We start from the raw sequence: 16,416 nt of genomic DNA, 5'->3' as shown, positions 1-16,416 counted from the left end.
ACGCTACAGCGAGGCTTCCGGTTCACGCCAACGCAGTCTCGCCATGCCCATGCAATCCAGACTTGTCGCCCTTGCCGCCGGCCTCCTGTTGTCGACCGGTGCCGCGTATGCCCAGCAGAGCGCCAAGAAGAACGCGGCTCCTGCCCCGGCCGCACAGCCGGCGCCGACACAGCCGCAGGCTGACGGCGCGCAGCAGGCCGGCTGGGTCGTGCGCTGCACCAGCGTCAGCCGCGATGCGCCGCTCGAATGCGCGATGGAGCAGAACGCGGTGCTGACCAAGACCGGCCAGACCATCGTCCTGATCAACATCCGCATCGCGCCCGACACCCGCACGCCGGTGGCACTGCTGCAACTGCCGCTTGGCCTCAACCTTCCGATCGGCGCCAAGCTCCAGGTCGACGAGGGCAAGACGGTCGACCTCCAGATCCAGACCTGCGAGAACCGCGGCTGCTACGCCTCGACGCCGATCGCGGCGGACTTGCTCGCAGCCTTGCGGTCGGGCAAGCAGCTGAAGGTCTCCTTCCAGAACATGGCCAAGGAGACGATCGCGATCCCGATGCCGCTGGGCGATTTCGCGGCCGCCTACGACAAGATCAAGTAACGGTCTACTTTCTCGCTGCCCACCGCGAGAGCTTTCCTGCGGCCATCCATGAAGGCCGAGCTCTCTCGCAGCCGCAAGCTCGCCCCTACTGCCGCGCCATCTGCGCGTTGCCGACGGCATCACCGTCGAGCTTCTGGTCGTTGTGCATGGTGACGGTGACGCGCAGCAGCCGGCCCTCGAACTCGAACGGCGCTTCGTAATGCGACACCGGGCTGCCGCGGTCGCGGCCGATGTCGAGGCCGGACCACGAGATCAGCGTGTGGAAGCCGAGCTGGGTCTGGAGCGTACCCGCCGGCTCGCCGTCGATCAGCAGCGTGTATTCGGTGACGCCAGTGCGCGAGCCCTTGGCTGGCGGTTCCCTGCGCAGCAGGCGTTCGACATGCACACCGAGCCGCCGCGCAGCTGACGGCACCTTGCGGTTCGATTGCACGACCTGGTGGCTGCCGCCGATGTTGAGGTCGTGCACGAGGTGGCCGTCCTTGACGTAGAGGCTGTAGCCCGAGGTCGCATCGCCGTGCGAGATCAGCACGCCGTTGGCGACCGCCTCGTCGATCTCGACATGCGCCTCGATCGTGTAGCTGCGGCTGCGCACGTCGGGCGCGACGTCGGTCGGCACGTGGCCCATGCCGGCGTGAAAGACGAAATGGTGACGCGCGCCGTGGAAGCGCGCAGCGTTCTCCGCAAAGCGCGGCCCGAAGCGGTCGTCGAGCGGCAGCACGTTGTGCTTCTCCGCCTCCTCCCACCAAGTCGCGATCATGCGACCGAGACGCTCCGACTCCTTGGTGGCGAGATCATTCGTCTCGGAGAAATCCTGGTCCAGATGGAACAGCTCCCATCTGTCGTTCTCGAACGGCGTGCCGGGCGGATGGTAGGCGACCGCCTTCCACCCCGCCTGCCAGAGGCCGCGATGGCCGAACATCTCGAAATATTGCGGCGAGCTTTTTGAGGGCGCGGACGCGTCCGTGATCGAGCGCGCAAAGCTCTCGCCTTCGAGCGGCATCTGCCGGCAGCCCGCGATCGTGCCGGGCGGCTCGATGCCGATCAATTCCAGCAGCGTCGGCGTGAGGTCGCAGGCGTGCACGAACTGGTGCCGCAGCTCGCCTTTGCCTGCGATCTTCTTCGGCCAATTGATGACGAAGGGATCGCGGATGCCGCCGCCATGCGTGTTCTGCTTGTAGCGGCGCAGCGGCGTGTTCGACGCCATCGCCCAGCCATGCGGGAAATTGCTGTGGGTGTCGGGCCCACCGATGTCGTCGATGCGGGCGAGCTTCTCCGCGATTGGCTCCGGCTTGAAGTTGAACGGCCCCATCGCGTTGACGAAACCGAGCGGCCCGCCCTCCTGGCTCGCGCCATTGTCGGACATCACGATGATGACAGTGTTGTCGCGGATGCCGGCCGTCTCGAGAAACGCAACGAGCCGGGCAAGATGCCGATCGGAATGGTCGAGCATGCCGGCGAAGGCTGCTTGCAGGCGCGTGAAGACGCGGCGCTCGTCCGCGGTATGCTCCTCCCAGGCCTTCACGCCGTCGTTGCGCGCGGGCATCCGCGTTGCCGCCGGCACGAGGCCCATCGCCCTCTGGCGCGCCAGCCGCTGCTCCCGTTCGACGTCCCAGCCGTGCGCGAAGGCCGCGTCGTAGCTCCTGATGATATCGGCGGGCGCCTGATGCGGCGCATGGCAGGCGCCCAGCGCGACCCAGTTGAGCCAGGGAATATCCGGCCGGTCGGCGACGTGATCGCCGATGAAGCGGATCGACTGGTCGATCAGGTCCTCGGTCAGGTGATACCCGTCGGCATAGGTGCCCGGCGGATCAATGTGCGTGTTGTCCGAAACGAGCTCGGGCGCATACTGGTCGGTCTCGGCATCGAGGAAGCCGTAGAAACGATCAAAACCACGCCCGAGCGGCCAGCCGTCGAACGGGCCCGTGGCGCCGCTCTCGGTCAGCGGGGTGACGTGCCACTTGCCGACCATGTAGTTGCGATAGCCGTGCACCCGCAGCATCTCGGCGAGCGTCCCCGCCTCGCGCGCGATCTTGCCGCGATAGCCGGGATAGCCGGAATCGAAATTGGCAAGGCAGCCGACGCCGACCGAATGGTGGTTGCGCCCGGTGAGCAGCGCCGCACGCGTCGTCGAGCACATCGCCGTGGTGTGGAAGCCGCTGTAGCGCAGGCCCTCCGCGGCGAGCTTATCGATGGCCGGCGTCTTGATGGACGATCCGTAGCAGCCGAAATCGGAGAAGCCGACATCGTCGAACAGCACGATGAGGATGTTCGGCGCGCCCTCTGGCGGCCTCGGTGCCTGCGGCCACCAGGGTTTTGACTCCGCAACCGTCTTGCCGACGGTGCCGCGGAACGGCGTGCCGCTGCCTGCGCTCATCTGCTCCTCCCTGCTTGTTGCGTGAACCGGACGGTTGACCCGCGGTCTGACCACGCTTAAATTATAATCAGAATTATGATTATGATTTGAAACGGATGCAAGCGCGGATGCGAGCACGTTCAGAAGAGCCCGGATTTCGCGATTTCGACCTGCCGGGCGTCGCCCCGTCGCGCCAGAAGCGCAGCCGGGAGACGACGCTGGCGCTGCTGCGCGCCGGCGCCGACATGCTGCGGGCGCGCAGCCTTGCCGAACTCTCGATCGAGGCGCTCTGCGCCGAGGTCGGCGTCACCGTCGGCGCCTTCTACAGCCGCTTCGAGAGCAAGGAAGCCTACTTCAACGCCCTGATGGCGCTGGCCACGCGCGACGGCGAGCAGCGGCTGGGCGAGATCAGGCGCCCGTCACCCGACACCGGCCTCGACAAGCTCTGCCATGTCATCGTCGGCGGCATCATCGCCTGGATGCGCAACCACGAGGGCGTGCTGCGCGCGGCGCTTCAGCATGACGACACCCGCCCGGACAAATGGACGCCGTTCAAGGCGCTCGCCCAAGCCACCACGATGCGCGCCACCCCTCTCCTGTTGCCAGCCATGGGCAAGGGAATGGGCAAGGGACGCAAGGCCGCCAAGACCCGCACCATCGCGTTCGGCTTCCAGGTCGTGCTGGGCACGCTGGTGAACGCGATCCTCAACGATCCCGGACCGCTGTCGCTTTCGTCGAAAGAGATGGAGAGGCGGCTCGCCGGTTGCCTGTTGCTGCTGCTTCAGGCGGAGATGGGTCACCCGACGCCGAGATAGGCCTTCTGCACCTGCGGGTCCTCGGCGAGCGCGGCCGCGGTGCCCGACAGCACGCTTCTGCCGACCTGGAGCACGGACAGCGGACCCGGATTTCGCTTACGCTCCATCCGGGCCACGAGCCTCCCTGCTCGACCTCACTCAACTGATAACATCGCTCGCGCGCAGCAGCGTCGTGAAGCCGCCATAGATCATGCGCTTGCCGTCGAACGGCATGCCGTCCAATTTCAGCCGAGGGTCCGCCATCACCTTCTTGTTGACCGCATCGCGTGTCTCCCGATCCCGATAGACGATCCAGGAGAACACCATGAGCTCATCATCCTTCGCCATCACCGCGCGCGGAAACGATGTCAGCTCGCCATAGGGAACGTCGTCGCCGATGCATTCGACATAATCGAGCGCGCCGTGCTCCATCCAGACTGCGCAGGCCGTCTTCGCCAGCGCCTTGTAGGCCTCGATCTTGTCCTTCGGCACGGCCAGCACGAAACCATCGACATAGGGCATCACGGATCTCCTTGGGTTGTGTGTCCCAAGGACGATGGAGCGCACCGCGATCCGACGCCTCAGATGCGCTTTCAGATGAGGCAAACCGTCGCGAGCGGCGGCACGGCGAGCGGGGCTTCGCAAATGGCGCGGCCGCGGGGCGGGTCAATCATGGCTTGGGAAAAGCGCCTGAACTGGCTGGGGAACCTGGATTCGAACCAAGACAAACAGAGTCAGAGTCTGTTGTGCTACCGTTACACCATTCCCCAACGGAATAGTCGAACAAGTTCAATAGCTTACAGACTTGTCCGACTGCGGCCGGAAGCGCGTTTGGCGCAAATCACGGCTCAGGCGTGGCAGCCTTCTACCCGCTCGGCTCCGGGCTGGCAAGCGCTGCGGTGCACGGAGCTGTTGACCCCGGCGGGGGGCGCCTCGGTCGTCAAGGGGATAGAGCGGCTATCGTTCGCTCTGGCCCCCACGTAGAGCTGTTTTCTAAACTGTCATCCGCAGACGCGCTCGAAAAATCGCACGGCTCGCGATCGATAATCGCCTTGATTAACCGTTCTTCGTGCGACATTTGATTCATTTTCACTCCGATTAATGCGCTCCATCGATCTCTGCCGTAGATCGATCAGCTACTTGTTGCTTCCGGACACGAGATATCTACGTCCTTCTGGTTGGTCACCGGTGTTTCAAGGGCATTGATCCGCGCAAGAATATTGATCGCCGCTTCACCCGGTATTTTGCCTTATCCTCTGTTCGAGATCGCCAACAATCACCTCAGCTTCGAGTACTCGCCAAGGATGTCTCGCCCCTGTCATACACCAATTAGGGGCGCACCATAGGAGAACAAGAACTCGGTAAGGCGGCATGCGAACGAGCCGCATTTGATTGGAAAAGGCGGATCTGGGCTAGCAAGCGTAGCGGTGCGAGGGTCCCGTCGATCCGCGGTATGCGATTGGCACACGCCTACGCTTGCGCGAGCCGTCGCGTGTCGGCTTCGATGGTGGCAATCTCTTGGCTGACCGCCGCGATGGCCTACCTCGGGTCGACGCCGGTGACGGAGTTCAGCTGCCGCAGCAAATCCTGGCGATGCACCGCCGTGGGTCGGCCTGCCCCCTACTCCAGCTTGATGTTCGCGGCCTCGATCACCTTCTTCCAGCGCGCCGTTTCTGCGGTGATGTAGGCTGCGAACGGCTCCGAATCCACCGCGACCGCAGCCGCGCCGAGCTCGGCCATCTTCTGCACCGTGTCCGGCTGCTGCATGAAGGCGCGGATCTCGGCCGAGAGCCTTTCGACGATCGGCTTCGGCGTGCCCGCAGGGACGAGGAAGCCGTGCCAGGCGACCGCCTCGAAGCCCGGTAGGAATTCGGCGACTGCCGGGACTTCCGGATCGAACGCGGCGCGCTTCGGCGTTGCTGTCGCAAGCATCGCGAGCTGGCCGGTCTTCACCTGCGGCAGCAGCAGCGGCACGTTGTCGAAGGCGAGATCGATCTGACCGCTGAGGAGATCGGTCAGCATCTGGCTGGAGCCCTTGTAAGGCACGTGCACCATCTTCGTGCCGGTCATCTGCTGAAACAGCTCGCCGGCCAGATGCTGCGAAGTACCGACGCCGGCCGAGCCGAACGAGACCTTGTCCGGATTCGCCTTCAGATAGGCGATTAGCTCCGGCACGGTGCGCGCCTTGATCTTGTTGGGGTTCACGACGAGAACGTTGGGCACGACGCTGATCTGGGCGACCGGCACCAGATCCTTGTCCGGCTGGTAGCTGAGCTTCGGCCCATAGAGCGAGGGGTTGATGGCGAGCGCCGACGTGCTGGCAAGCCCGAGCGTGATGCCGTCAGGCGCCGATTTCGCCAGCCGTGTCACGCCGAGGATCGAGCCGGCGCCGCCGACATTCTCCACCACGAAGGGCTTGCCGAGCTTGACCTGCAAATGGTTGGAGACCATGCGCGCGAAGATGTCAGCGGTGCCGCCGGCGGCGAAGGGAACGATCACCGTCACCTGCTTGGACGGATAGCCGTCCTGCGCCTTCGCCGGCGACGTCGCCAGCAGCATCACTGAGGCAAGAACAAGCCACATCGATCTCATCGAAGTTTCCTCTGTTTTCACTGTGTTATTGATTGGCCGCCGCGCGCGGCGGGTGTTTTAGAACGCGACCTCATACATCCCGTGGATCGCATCCCGGCCGAGATCGCGTGGGTTGTTGTCGAGCAGGCGGCGAATGGCGTGCGCCTCGTCGGCCATCACCCCGAGGTCGTCCTTGGGCACGCCGAGCGCGGACAGCCGCATCTCGATCCCGAGATCCCTGCAGAACTCGTAAGTCGCGTCGAACGCGCGTTTCGCATCGCTCTGCTCCGGCAGTCCGAGCGCCTGGAGCACTGCGCGCGTCTTCGCCTCGACCGCCGGCATGTTGAAGGCCAGCGTGTGCGGGAAGATCACCGCGCAGGCGAGCCCGTGCGCGATATGATGGCGCGTGCCAAGCGGATAGGCCACCGCATGGCCGGCGGTGGTGTTCACCGGTCCAAGGCAGTAGCCACCATAGAGCGAAGCCAGGGCAAGACCGGCGCGCGCCTCGCGGTCGCCGCCGTCGGCCACCGCGCGCTTGAGATAGCGCCCGACCAGCCGCGCTCCCTCGAGCGCATAGAGATCGATCGTCGGATGCGCCTTGCGGCTGGTATAGGCCTCGACGCAATGCGCGAGCGCATCGACGCCGGTGGCCGCGGTGACCTCCTTCGGCACGGTCATCGTCAAGTCCGGATCGACGATGGCGATGTCGGCGAGCATGAAGCGGCTCTGCACCGCCTGCTTGTTCTGGCTGACGGGATCGGTGACGAGCGCACGAGTGCCGGCCTCGCTGCCGGTGCCCGACGTGGTCGGGATCTGCATCAGCGCCACGCTGCGGCCGGCCACCTTCTCCGGCCCGACGATGTCGGCAAAGGCCACGTCGGAAGTGCAGAGCACCGCGACCAGCTTGGCGAGATCCATCGCGCTGCCGCCGCCGAAGCCGACCACGAGATCGGGCTTTGCCTCGCGCGCCATCGCCACCGCCTTCTCGAGATTGGGCAGGTCCGGCTCGGGCTTGACGTCGCCGAACGCCTTCACCGCACCCGGCAACGCCAGCATGTCGATGCGGCGCGCATTGAACGCATCGGAAATCACGAGCGGCCGCTTGGCGCCGGTCCGCTCGGCGAAGCGCGCCGCGGCCGTGATCGTGCCGTTGCCGAATTCCAGGATGGTAGGACGAAGGATTTCGATGGGCGTGAAGGCGTTGGTCATCGTGCGGTCGATCTCATGATTTGGATGCGGAGGCGCCAGCGGCCAGCCGTTCGGCATAGTCGATGGCCTCGATCAGGCTGTGCTCGTTGGCGATGCCCTTGCCGGCAATGTCGAAGGCGGTGCCATGATCGACGGAGGTGCGGATGATCGGCAGGCCCAGCGTGATATTGACGCCGGAGAGCTCCTGCCAGCGACCGGTCGCGGGATCGACCTGGAAGCCGAGCAGCTTGACGGGAATGTGCCCCTGGTCGTGATACATCGCGACCGCCGCGTCGAACTGGCCGGCGCGCAGCTTGACGAAGATGGTGTCGCCGGGCACGGGACCGATGACATCGAGGCCGTCGGCGACCGCTTTGGCGATCGTCGGCGCCGACACGTCGATATCCTGCCGGCCGAACAGGCCGCCCTCGCCCGCATGCGGGTTGAGCGCGGCGACCGCGATCTTTGGTTTGGCAATGCCGAGCCGGCGCAGCGCATCGTTGGTGAGGTCGATCACCATGCGCAACCGCTCCGGCGTCAGACGCTTCGGCACGTCTTCCAGCGCGACATGGGTTGAAACATGGCTGACGCGCATGTTGCCATGGGCGAGCAGCATCACCGAGCCGCGCACGCCGGTCAGATGGGCCAGCATCTCGGTATGGCCGGGGAAATGATAGCCGGCCTTGTTGAGGGCCTCCTTGTTGAGGGGGGCCGTGACGATGGCCGCGGTCCGGCCCGCCTGCGTCAGACGCACGCCCTGCTCGATCGCCTTATAGGCGAAGCGGCCGCCATCGGCGCTGAGCACGCCCGGCTTGATCGGGTCGCCCTCGGCGTCGGCTTGCAGGTAGCAGAGGTTGGGCCATTCGCGATCGTCCGCCGACACCTGCGGGATGGCAACGTCGGTGCCGAGCGCGGCCTTCGCGCCGTCCAGCGCCGCGCCGCTGCCGATGATCAGCAGGCGCAGATCGCCCGTCGCGATCCGGCCCTTCAGCCCGAGGCAGGCCTTGACGATGATCTCCGGCCCGATCCCGGCCGGATCGCCCATGGTGATGGCAAGATGACGAGAGGTCATGTCGGACTCTCCATTCTGAGCAGATGATTGTCCCGGAGCAGATCACGCCAGAGATCGCGGGTTCCGAACGCTCCGGACTTCGAGACGACGTCAACGCCGGCCCAGCGCCCGCCTTGCAGCACTGAACGCGGCAGCCCCGGCACGATGCGTCCTGTCACCTGAAGGGCATGCGCGCCAAGGGCAACGCATGCGGCCTTCAGGGTCTCGCCGCCGGCGACGATCAACGTGCCGGGTCGATCGAGCGCCGCGATCAGCGCCGTCATTTCGCGCGCGATCCGCCGCGCCGCCTCGACGCGCGTCAGGCCTTCGGCGAGAGAGAATTTGACCAATGCGATTCCGTCACCGGCCAGCTTGCGCTGGACACGCATCGCGCCCTCACCTTCCGCAAGGGCGATGGTCGCCTCGCCGCATGCGGCGAGCTGCGACGCCGTGGCAGCCTGGTCCGAGCCGAACAGTCCCAGCACCGGCAGCTTCAACTGGCTTGGCGCGTCGGCACGATGGCTGCGGGCGAGCGCCCCGGCCAAGCCGCCGCTTCCGCACCACAGCACGGGCCCCGGCATGCGCCGTCCCATCTCCACCACACGATCGAGATCGATGTCGCTCTCGGCATCGAAGACCTGAACGCCGGCCTGCGCCAGCGTGTCGGCCTGCCCCTGCCGCGCCTCGATGCCCTCGAGCTGCAATTGGGCGAGGAGATTGTCGCCGACACGATGCCAGTCGCCTTGCACCGTGCGCGCGAATTGCTGGCCATCGACGGTACGGCGTCCCTGATAGTCGAAGGCGGGCGCGACCACGCAAGATGCCCAATGGCCGCTGCGCAGGCAGGCGCCGAGCTCTGCCGCCCATGCGCCACGCAGGAGGCTATCGACCTTCTTGTAGCCGATCGTCGCCCCGTGGAGCTGCGGCGCCAGCCGCCCGACGATCTCGACGCTCTCGGCCTTGGAGCGCTCCCGCGTGCCGCTGTCGATTGCGAGGCTCCGGGAGCCCTGCGTCGCGGGCGCTTCCGGCCAGGTGACGTCGAACGATCCGCACAGGCCGACGAACTCCGCCGCGGTGTCGAGCGCACCGGTGAGGTCGTCGGCAAGCAGGCGGACGCTCGTCATCGGCGCACGCCTCCTGCGGCGAAAATCTTGCCCGGATTCATCAGGCCATTCGGATCGAGCAGATGCTTGATATCGCGCATCAGTTCGATGTCGAGCGGATCGGCGACGCGGGCGAGCCGGCCGCGATTGGTGATCCCGATACCGTGCTCGGCACTGATGGCCCCACCTTGCGCCAAGGTCTCGTCGTCGACGATCTCGTTGATCTCGGCCACCAGCTCGGCCGTCGCATCCGGGTCCTGGCAATGCGCGCGATCGATCAGCGCCACGACATGGATGTTGCCGTCGCCGATATGGCCGTGCATGACCACATTCGCATGCGGCACGGCGGCCTTGATCCGGGCCTCGACATTGTTGACGAAGGCCGCCTGGCGCTCCAGCGGCACGACGCTGTCATGCGACACCACGTAACCGCTGCGCTTGTTGCCTTCGGACACGCTGTGCCGGACCGCCCAGATCGCCTTCGCCTGCGCCAGGTTGGAGGCCAATATGGCGTCTTCAGCAAGACCCGCGTCCATCGCCTCCGCAAGCACCGCGGCCAGCGGCTCGCTCAGGTCCACGCCTGCGAGCGTGTCGGTCAGCTCGACGATCAGATACCACGGCGTCGTCAGCTCGAAGGAGATCGTGACATGCGGCACCGTCTTCGCGATCGCCTCGATCTGCGACCGCGACATGATCTCGAGGCTGCCGAGCCGGTCGCCGACGGCACCGCGCAGGCGCTGCATGAGCTCGAGCGCCTGCTCGACGCCCTGCAACTTCAATAGCGCCAAAGCCGAGCTGCGCGGCGGCGCGAACAGTTTCAGCACCGCCGCAGTGACGATGCCGAGCGTTCCTTCGGCGCCGATGAAGAGCTGCTTGAGCGCGTAGCCCGTGTTGTCCTTGCGCAGCGCGCGCAGGCCGTTGAAGACGCGCCCGTCGGGCAGCACGACCTCCAACCCGAGCACGAGATCGCGCGTCGGCCCGTAGCGCAGCACGGCCGTGCCGCCGGCATTGGTCGAGATATTGCCGCCGATCTGGCAGGAGCCCTCGGCACCGAGGCTCAGGGGAAAATAGCGATCGACGTCCCGGGCCGCGTTCTGCACCTCGGCGAGGATGCAGCCGGCCTCCACGGTGATCGTGTTGGCGAGCGGGCTGACGTCGCGCACGGCCCGCATGCGGTCGAGCCGGATCACGACATTGCCCGCGCGATCGTCCGGCGTCGCCGCCCCGCACATGCCGGTGTTGCCGCCCTGCGGCACGATCGCGAGCCGCCTTGCCGCGCAGAACTTGACGACGGAGGCGACCTCGGCGGTCGAGCCGGGCTTCACCACCGCCACGGCGCGGCCGTGATAGCGCCCGCGCCAGTCCACCACATAGGGCTCCTGGTCGGGCCCGGACGCGATGACGTACTTGTCGCCGACGATATCAGCGAGCCCGGCCAACGCACCCTGGAAAGAATCGGACATCGGATCGCCTCGTCGCCCGCGCCAAGTCTAGACGGCGGCGGAAGCGAATGCAGCAGCATCCGCGAGCAGTTCTTTCACTTGAGCCGGCGGCAGCGACTCCAGCGGCGGCCGCAGCCGCTGCCATCCGGCGTGACCGGTGCGCTCGGCCACCAGCGCCTTCAGCGATGCCATCTGCGGGAACCGCGAGACCAGCTCGCGCGCCTTCACGATGCGCGCCTGCGCCGCCTTGAGGGCCGGATCGTCATCGCCGTCGCGAAAGTGCTTGTAGACGTGGGCAAGACTGCGCGCGACGAGGTTGGACGTCGCGGTAATGCAGCCCGCGCCGCCCTTGCGCAGCAACGGCAGCATCAACGGGTCCGCGCCACCCAGGACCGCGAACCCGGGGAAGCGCTCCACCATTGCGGTCATGTTGGCGAAATCGCCGGACGAATCCTTGATGCCGGTGAAGACGGCCGGATAGGCCTTGCGCAGCCGTTCGATCAGCGCATGCGAGATCGGCTGCGCCGACATCTGCGGATAGTGGTAGAGCACGACTTTCAGGCGCGCATCACCGATGCGCTGCACCACTTCGCTGTAGGAGGCGTAGATGCCGTCATCGCTGACGTTCTTGTAGTAGAACGGCGGCAGCATCACCACGGTATCGACGCCGACCGAAAGCGCGTGACGCGTCAGCGCGATGGTCTCGGTGAGCGCGGCAACGCCGGTGCCGGGCAGAAGCCGCTGCGGCGCGATGCCGGCGGCCACCACGGCTTCAAGCAGCGCGGTGCGCTCGGCCGCTGAGAAGGAGTTTGCCTCGCCGGTCGTGCCGAGCAGCGCGATGCCGTTGCAGCCCTCATCCAGAAGGTAGCGGCAATGCTCCACGAAACGCGCGTGATCGGGCGCGAGCTCGGCGTCGAGCGGCGTCAGCGCGGCGGAGAACACGCCATGAGGGTGCAGCGATGATGTCGACAAAACTTCCTCCGATCGCCAAATCGATATTGTTCGGAATGCGAACATTTGTTATTTACTGATACTGTCAGTAAAATCAGCGCACCCCTGCGTCAAGGGTGATGCTGTCATGACGGGGGCATTCGAGCATGGCCAAGGTCCAAAGGAAGGCCGCGAAGCGCAAACCTGAAGCTAGCCCAAAGAATCCCAAGAATTATGTCGCTTCCGTCGGCAAGGCGTTTGCCGTGCTCAGGAGTTTCACCAGCGAGGCCTTCGAGCTCACCTTGAGTGAAGTCGCCGCACGCGCCGATCTCGATCGCGGGACCGCGTTCCGGCTGATCCAGACCCTGATCGAGCTCGGCTATCTCCAGCCGGTTCCGCAAAACCGCCGGTTCCGCCTCGGGCTCGCCTGTCTCGACCTCGGCTACACCGTGCTGTCGCACGGATCGCTGCGAACCATCGTCGAGCCGCTGCTGCGCGACCTCGTGCCTGACGTGGGCGATGCGGCCTCGCTCGGCATCCTCGACGGCGGCGACGTGATCTATCTCGCGCGCGTCGGCGCCGGCCTCGACCGCCACAAGATGGATCGCCGGCCGGGTTCGCGCATTCCCGCCTACAGCGCCGCGCTCGGCCATGTCATGCTGGCGCATCTGCCGCGGGACGAGCAGATCGAGCGACTGGAAGCGCGCCCTCGCGTCAAGCTGTCGGAACGAACGCTGACCGATCTCGACGCCCTGCTCGCCCGGCTCGACCTGGTGAAGAAGAAAGGCCACGCCGTCTCCGACGGCGAGAACGCCTATGGCTTGCGGACGCTGGCCACGCCGATCTTCGACGCCCAGGGTGTCGTGATCGGGGGATTGAGCGTCACCATCGACGCGATGCGCATGGACATGCCGGCCTTTCGCGACCAGGCGCTGCCGCGACTGATGCAGGTGACGCGCCAGGTGCAGGATATCGCGATCAAGTCGGGATTGTCGGGCTGAGGGCGGCGGACTAGACGACGATGTGATCGAAGTCGGCGGCGATCCGGCTGTTCGGGAAGATCCTTGCCGCCTCGGCCAGGATCTCTTCGTCCTCGTAACGTCCCGACATATGGGTCAGCACGAGCTGTCCGACATTGTTCGCGGCCGCAAAGGCGGCTGCTTCTGCTGCGGTGAGATGGCCGTAGTCCCGCGCGGTCGACGCGTCGCGATCGAGGAACGTCGCCTCGATCACCAGCATGTCGGCGTCAGCGACATATTGCGACAGCCCCGCGGTGGCCTCGGTGTCGCCGATCACGACGAGCTTCCTGCCGCCGCTCGGCGGCCCCAGGACGTCCTCCGGATCGATCGTCCGGCCGCCTTCGATCACGACCGGCCGTCCTTGGGCCAATTCGCCGCGCAAGGGACCGTCGGGCACACCGAGCGAGGCGAGGCGATCGGACAGAAGGTGACGGCGCGCGGGGCTTTGGAATACGAAGCCAAAGCTGTCGGTGTCGCGATGGCGGACCGGAAAGCAGTCGATGGTGAAGCCGCCGGCATCGATGACCTGTCCTTCGCTCAGCGCTGCGAACTCCACGGGGATCGGCGCCCTGCCCGCGCCCCACAGGCCCGCCAGCATCCGGATGACGATGTCGAGTGTGCCCGGGCCGCCATGAATGGTCATCACATCGGAGGATTGCCGCAAGCCCAGCGTCGAGAAGAGACCGGGGATGCCGAGCACGTGATCGAGATGAGCGTGCGTCAGCAGGATGCGGTCGAGCCGCCGGAAGCCGGCGCCACTGCGCAGCAACTGACGCTGCGTGCCCTCGCCGCAATCGATCAGGATGCGCTTGCCCGCGGCCTCCACCAGGAGGGCCGGATGGTTGCGTTCCGCCGAGGGAACGCTGGCCGAGGTCCCGAGAAATGTCAGGGCGAACATGCTCGTCAGTGTCCAGAGACCGCCGCTCTCCCCGACAGCACCGGAGCGGCGCGCAAGGTGGACGGTCTCACCGCCCCAAATGCCACGCGAGCAGCAGCGCGTACAGGCCCATCGACGCGGCGTAGAGCGCGCCAAGCAGTGCGTAGCCCGCGATCTGGCGACCGAGCGCCGCCTTCGGCGTCACCCACCAGTCCAACGCCCTGAAGGCGGCCGGCACCAGCCACCAGCCGAGCAGCTGGGTGCTGACGAGATTGCCGACGAAGAGCGACAGCCAGACCGGCACGCCGTGGCTGTCGATCAAGGGCGCGCTGACGAAATAGCCCCAGAGGTAGACCACGGGATAGAGCACCAGGAGGACGATGAGGTTGCTCTTCCAGATCAACGCAGGCCCCTGCTCCGGAGCCTGCGTCTTGCCGGCCGGGAACCAGAAATTGAAGCCGTAGCTCGCCCGCTTCACGTTCATGCCCGCGTTGAAGCGCGCGCCCTCCCTAAGCAGGGTCTGCCGCAACGGCGAGTCGAGCCATGCGCTGAGGTTGGCATCGCTATCGAATGACAGGATGACGATCCACTCATCGTGCAGGCCCGGAATCGGCCGCTCGATCTTGTGCCGCAAAAATCCTTTGAACTCGGCTTCCGCGGCCTGGATGCGCTGCTGCCAGGTGAGGAAAGCGTCCTCCAAACCTGCCGGCACCTTGAAGGAGATCACGGCGGAGACCGCGCTGTCGCGCTGCACTCCGGTGTCGGGCAGGATATGGACGTCCTCCGAACCAACGAAGAAGCGTTGTATCTCCGCAATCAGCTTCGCCCGCACCTCGCTCTGAAGCCAGGCGCGCGCCGCCGCCGGACTCGCGAAGCGCACGATCGTCACCCAGTCCACATGCGCCGGCGGCTGCGGCGGTACCACCTCCTGGCTGAGAAAGCCGGGCCAGGTCTTGAGCACCTCGCCGACCTCGCCGTTCCACCGCGCAAACGCCGCAAAGCCGTCGTCGGCGATGCGGCGCTGGATGACGAGGGCGACCGGCTGGCCGGCCGTATCGGGTGATCCGTTCATCGCGTCCGCTTCAGCTCTTCTTGTAGAGACGCTTGCCCATCACCCAGGTCTCGTCGACGCAGCGATCGTCACCGACCATCATGACGGCGAACAGCATGTTCGCGGCGTCATCGACCGTGCGCGGACCAGCACCGTCGGCGACCAGCGACTGGTGCCAGGGTTGAGCGACCGGGCCGCCGTTCGGATCGAGCGCGACGAAATCGGCCTCCTTGCCGGGCTCGAAATTGCCGAGCTTGTCGTCGATGTAGAGGCCTTCGGCGCCGCCGAGCGTGACCGACCAGAAGCCACGATAGGGCGAGAGCTTGTTGCGCTCGGCTTCCGCGAGGTCCTTGCGCGACGGATCGATGCTGCCGTCGAGCAGCGTGTTGTTGCACATGCCGACCTTGTAGGCGTCGTCGAGCACGGAGATCATCGAGAAGCGGTTGCCGCCGCCGACATCGGTGCCGAACGACATCTTCACGCGATGCTCCGGATCGGTGGCGCGGCCGAGACGGAACAGGCCGCTGCCGAGGAACAGGTTCGAGCACGGGCAGAACACCACCGCCGCGCCTTTCTTGGACATGCGGCGGAATTCGTTGTTCGAGAGATAGACGCCGTGGCCGCCGGAGAACTTTGGGCCGACCAGGTCGAACTTCTCGTAGACGCCGAGATAGTCCTGGCAGTCCGGGTGCTCGACCAGCACGCCGCTGCACTCGGCCGGATTCTCGGAGATGTGGGTATTGACCCAGCAGTCCGGATGCTCATGCTTGAGGCGCTGACACGCCTTCAGCAGCTCGGGCGAGGCGCCGAAGGCGAAGCGCGGCGTGATAGCGTAGAGGTTACGGCCCTTGTCGTGATACTGCGCGATCAGCCGCTTGCTGTCGCGATAGAAATTCTCGGGCGTATCGATGAATTCGGCCGGCGCGTTGCGGTCGATCCCGGTGAGACCCGCGATCACGCGCATGTTGCGCCTGCTTGCCTCCTCGAACAGCTCTTCGGTCGCGACCGGTGAGGAGCTGGTGAAGGCCTGGCAGGTGGTGGTGCCGGCGGCGAGCAGTGCATCGAGAAAACGCTTCACGCCTTCGCGCGCGTAGTTGCGATCCTTGTACTTGATCTCCTCGGGATAGATCGACTTCTGCAGCCACGGCAAGAGCTGCTCGCCATAGGCACCGAGCACGCGGGTCTGAGGCAGATGGATGTGGCCGTCGATGAAGCCCGGGACGATGATGCGGCCCTTGATATGGGTGATCTCAACGCCCGGATGCGCGGCGGCGATCTTCTCGTACGGACCGAACGCCTTGATGACGCCGCCGGTGACGACCATGAGGCCGTCCTGATGAAAGCGCGCAGCCGCTTGCTCGTTGCCGATGTGCTTCCAGGGATCGTCGACGAAATCGAAGAACGTGCCGCGAATACCGACGGTGGTCATGAACTGG

Annotated in this window: 15 protein-coding genes and 1 tRNA gene; 3 read left to right on the top strand and 13 right to left on the bottom strand. The window is 65.9% G+C overall.

Annotated elements, in window-relative coordinates:
- The first annotated feature begins 43 nt into the window (after nucleotides 1-43).
- A complete protein-coding gene (locus WN73_RS33930) occupies nucleotides 44-601 on the top strand; it encodes an invasion associated locus B family protein (RefSeq protein WP_271556548.1) in 558 nt (185 codons plus the stop codon).
- A gap of 85 nt (nucleotides 602-686) precedes the next feature.
- Here the strand turns inward: WN73_RS33930 and WN73_RS33925 are convergent, their stop codons facing one another.
- A complete protein-coding gene (locus tag WN73_RS33925) occupies nucleotides 687-2,975 on the bottom strand; it encodes an arylsulfatase (protein WP_271556546.1) in 2,289 nt (762 codons plus the stop codon).
- Between the two features lie 107 nt (nucleotides 2,976-3,082).
- Here WN73_RS33925 and WN73_RS33920 point away from each other — a divergent pair, with 107 nt between their 5' ends.
- Nucleotides 3,083-3,769: a TetR/AcrR family transcriptional regulator gene (locus tag WN73_RS33920; protein WP_039185093.1), complete on the top strand. Its 687-nt coding sequence runs from the start codon at nucleotides 3,083-3,085 to the stop codon at nucleotides 3,767-3,769.
- Here WN73_RS33920 and WN73_RS33915 read toward each other — a convergent pair.
- The 9 genes from WN73_RS33915 to WN73_RS33875 all read right to left on the bottom strand — a co-directional run bounded on the left by WN73_RS33915 (nucleotide 3,751) and on the right by WN73_RS33875 (nucleotide 12,075).
- Entirely contained in the window at nucleotides 3,751-3,876 is a 126-nt protein-coding gene (locus tag WN73_RS33915) for a hypothetical protein (protein WP_231166696.1), read from the bottom strand. The genes WN73_RS33920 and WN73_RS33915 overlap by 19 nt on opposite strands.
- Before the next feature lie 31 nt (nucleotides 3,877-3,907).
- Nucleotides 3,908-4,270 (bottom strand): DUF1428 domain-containing protein, encoded by a 363-nt coding sequence (locus tag WN73_RS33910; protein ID WP_271556543.1) that lies wholly within the window; start codon nucleotides 4,268-4,270, stop codon nucleotides 3,908-3,910.
- A 174-nt stretch (nucleotides 4,271-4,444) separates the two neighbouring features.
- Nucleotides 4,445-4,518, bottom strand: a tRNA-Gln gene (locus WN73_RS33905).
- Nucleotides 4,519-5,368: 850 nt separating this feature from the next.
- Nucleotides 5,369-6,340: a Bug family tripartite tricarboxylate transporter substrate binding protein gene (locus tag WN73_RS33900; RefSeq protein WP_271556541.1), complete on the bottom strand. Its 972-nt coding sequence runs from the start codon at nucleotides 6,338-6,340 to the stop codon at nucleotides 5,369-5,371.
- Nucleotides 6,341-6,397: 57 nt separating this feature from the next.
- A complete protein-coding gene (locus WN73_RS33895) occupies nucleotides 6,398-7,528 on the bottom strand; it encodes an iron-containing alcohol dehydrogenase (RefSeq protein ID WP_271556539.1) in 1,131 nt (376 codons plus the stop codon).
- Between the two features lie 13 nt (nucleotides 7,529-7,541).
- A complete protein-coding gene (gene pdxA, locus WN73_RS33890; protein ID WP_011086666.1) occupies nucleotides 7,542-8,579 on the bottom strand; it encodes a 4-hydroxythreonine-4-phosphate dehydrogenase PdxA in 1,038 nt (345 codons plus the stop codon).
- On the bottom strand, nucleotides 8,576-9,682 hold the full coding sequence (locus WN73_RS33885) for a four-carbon acid sugar kinase family protein (RefSeq protein ID WP_161535287.1): 1,107 nt from the start codon (nucleotides 9,680-9,682) through the stop codon (nucleotides 8,576-8,578). The genes pdxA and WN73_RS33885 overlap by 4 nt, the downstream gene beginning before the upstream one ends.
- On the bottom strand, nucleotides 9,679-11,124 hold the full coding sequence (locus WN73_RS33880; protein ID WP_271556536.1) for an FAD-binding oxidoreductase: 1,446 nt from the start codon (nucleotides 11,122-11,124) through the stop codon (nucleotides 9,679-9,681). The genes WN73_RS33885 and WN73_RS33880 overlap by 4 nt, the downstream gene beginning before the upstream one ends.
- A gap of 27 nt (nucleotides 11,125-11,151) precedes the next feature.
- Nucleotides 11,152-12,075, bottom strand: coding sequence for a dihydrodipicolinate synthase family protein (locus tag WN73_RS33875; protein WP_271556534.1), 924 nt, complete (start codon nucleotides 12,073-12,075; stop codon nucleotides 11,152-11,154).
- Nucleotides 12,076-12,200: 125 nt separating this feature from the next.
- Here WN73_RS33875 and WN73_RS33870 point away from each other — a divergent pair, with 125 nt between their 5' ends.
- The gene (locus WN73_RS33870; protein WP_271556532.1) at nucleotides 12,201-13,034 is read left to right on the top strand and encodes an IclR family transcriptional regulator; all 834 of its coding nucleotides are present in this window, start codon (nucleotides 12,201-12,203) and stop codon (nucleotides 13,032-13,034) included.
- A gap of 10 nt (nucleotides 13,035-13,044) precedes the next feature.
- Here the strand turns inward: WN73_RS33870 and rnz are convergent, their stop codons facing one another.
- The 3 genes from rnz to guaD form a co-directional block, all read right to left on the bottom strand.
- Complete coding sequence (rnz, locus tag WN73_RS33865; RefSeq protein WP_271556530.1) at nucleotides 13,045-13,950, bottom strand: ribonuclease Z; 906 nt, start codon at nucleotides 13,948-13,950, stop codon at nucleotides 13,045-13,047.
- A 67-nt stretch (nucleotides 13,951-14,017) separates the two neighbouring features.
- On the bottom strand, nucleotides 14,018-15,001 hold the full coding sequence (locus WN73_RS33860) for an antibiotic biosynthesis monooxygenase (protein ID WP_271556528.1): 984 nt from the start codon (nucleotides 14,999-15,001) through the stop codon (nucleotides 14,018-14,020).
- Between the two features lie 10 nt (nucleotides 15,002-15,011).
- On the bottom strand, nucleotides 15,012-16,409 hold the full coding sequence (gene guaD, locus WN73_RS33855) for a guanine deaminase (RefSeq protein ID WP_271556526.1): 1,398 nt from the start codon (nucleotides 16,407-16,409) through the stop codon (nucleotides 15,012-15,014).
- Nucleotides 16,410-16,416 lie beyond the last annotated feature (7 nt).

This window comes from Bradyrhizobium sp. CCBAU 45394 (genome assembly GCF_028128655.1).
GTDB classification, from domain to species: Bacteria; Pseudomonadota; Alphaproteobacteria; order Rhizobiales; family Xanthobacteraceae; genus Bradyrhizobium; species Bradyrhizobium diazoefficiens.
Note: the sequence above shows the minus strand (reverse complement) of the source record. Positions and strands in the feature narration are given on the sequence as shown.

Excerpts from the sequence above, each read along its gene's own strand:
- WN73_RS33930 (WP_271556548.1), top strand. The coding sequence starts at position 44 with ATGCCCATGCAATCCAGACTTGTCGCCCTTGCCGCCGGCCTCCTGTTG.
- WN73_RS33925 (WP_271556546.1), bottom strand. The coding sequence starts at position 2,975 with ATGAGCGCAGGCAGCGGCACGCCGTTCCGCGGCACCGTCGGCAAGACG.
- WN73_RS33920 (WP_039185093.1), top strand. The coding sequence starts at position 3,083 with ATGCGAGCACGTTCAGAAGAGCCCGGATTTCGCGATTTCGACCTGCCG.
- WN73_RS33915 (WP_231166696.1), bottom strand. The coding sequence starts at position 3,876 with ATGGAGCGTAAGCGAAATCCGGGTCCGCTGTCCGTGCTCCAGGTCGGC.
- WN73_RS33910 (WP_271556543.1), bottom strand. The coding sequence starts at position 4,270 with ATGCCCTATGTCGATGGTTTCGTGCTGGCCGTGCCGAAGGACAAGATC.
- WN73_RS33900 (WP_271556541.1), bottom strand. The coding sequence starts at position 6,340 with ATGAGATCGATGTGGCTTGTTCTTGCCTCAGTGATGCTGCTGGCGACG.
- WN73_RS33895 (WP_271556539.1), bottom strand. The coding sequence starts at position 7,528 with ATGACCAACGCCTTCACGCCCATCGAAATCCTTCGTCCTACCATCCTG.
- pdxA (WP_011086666.1), bottom strand. The coding sequence starts at position 8,579 with ATGACCTCTCGTCATCTTGCCATCACCATGGGCGATCCGGCCGGGATC.
- WN73_RS33885 (WP_161535287.1), bottom strand. The coding sequence starts at position 9,682 with ATGACGAGCGTCCGCCTGCTTGCCGACGACCTCACCGGTGCGCTCGAC.
- WN73_RS33880 (WP_271556536.1), bottom strand. The coding sequence starts at position 11,124 with ATGTCCGATTCTTTCCAGGGTGCGTTGGCCGGGCTCGCTGATATCGTC.
- WN73_RS33870 (WP_271556532.1), top strand. The coding sequence starts at position 12,201 with ATGGCCAAGGTCCAAAGGAAGGCCGCGAAGCGCAAACCTGAAGCTAGC.
- rnz (WP_271556530.1), bottom strand. The coding sequence starts at position 13,950 with ATGTTCGCCCTGACATTTCTCGGGACCTCGGCCAGCGTTCCCTCGGCG.
- WN73_RS33860 (WP_271556528.1), bottom strand. The coding sequence starts at position 15,001 with ATGAACGGATCACCCGATACGGCCGGCCAGCCGGTCGCCCTCGTCATC.
- guaD (WP_271556526.1), bottom strand. The coding sequence starts at position 16,409 with ATGACCACCGTCGGTATTCGCGGCACGTTCTTCGATTTCGTCGACGAT.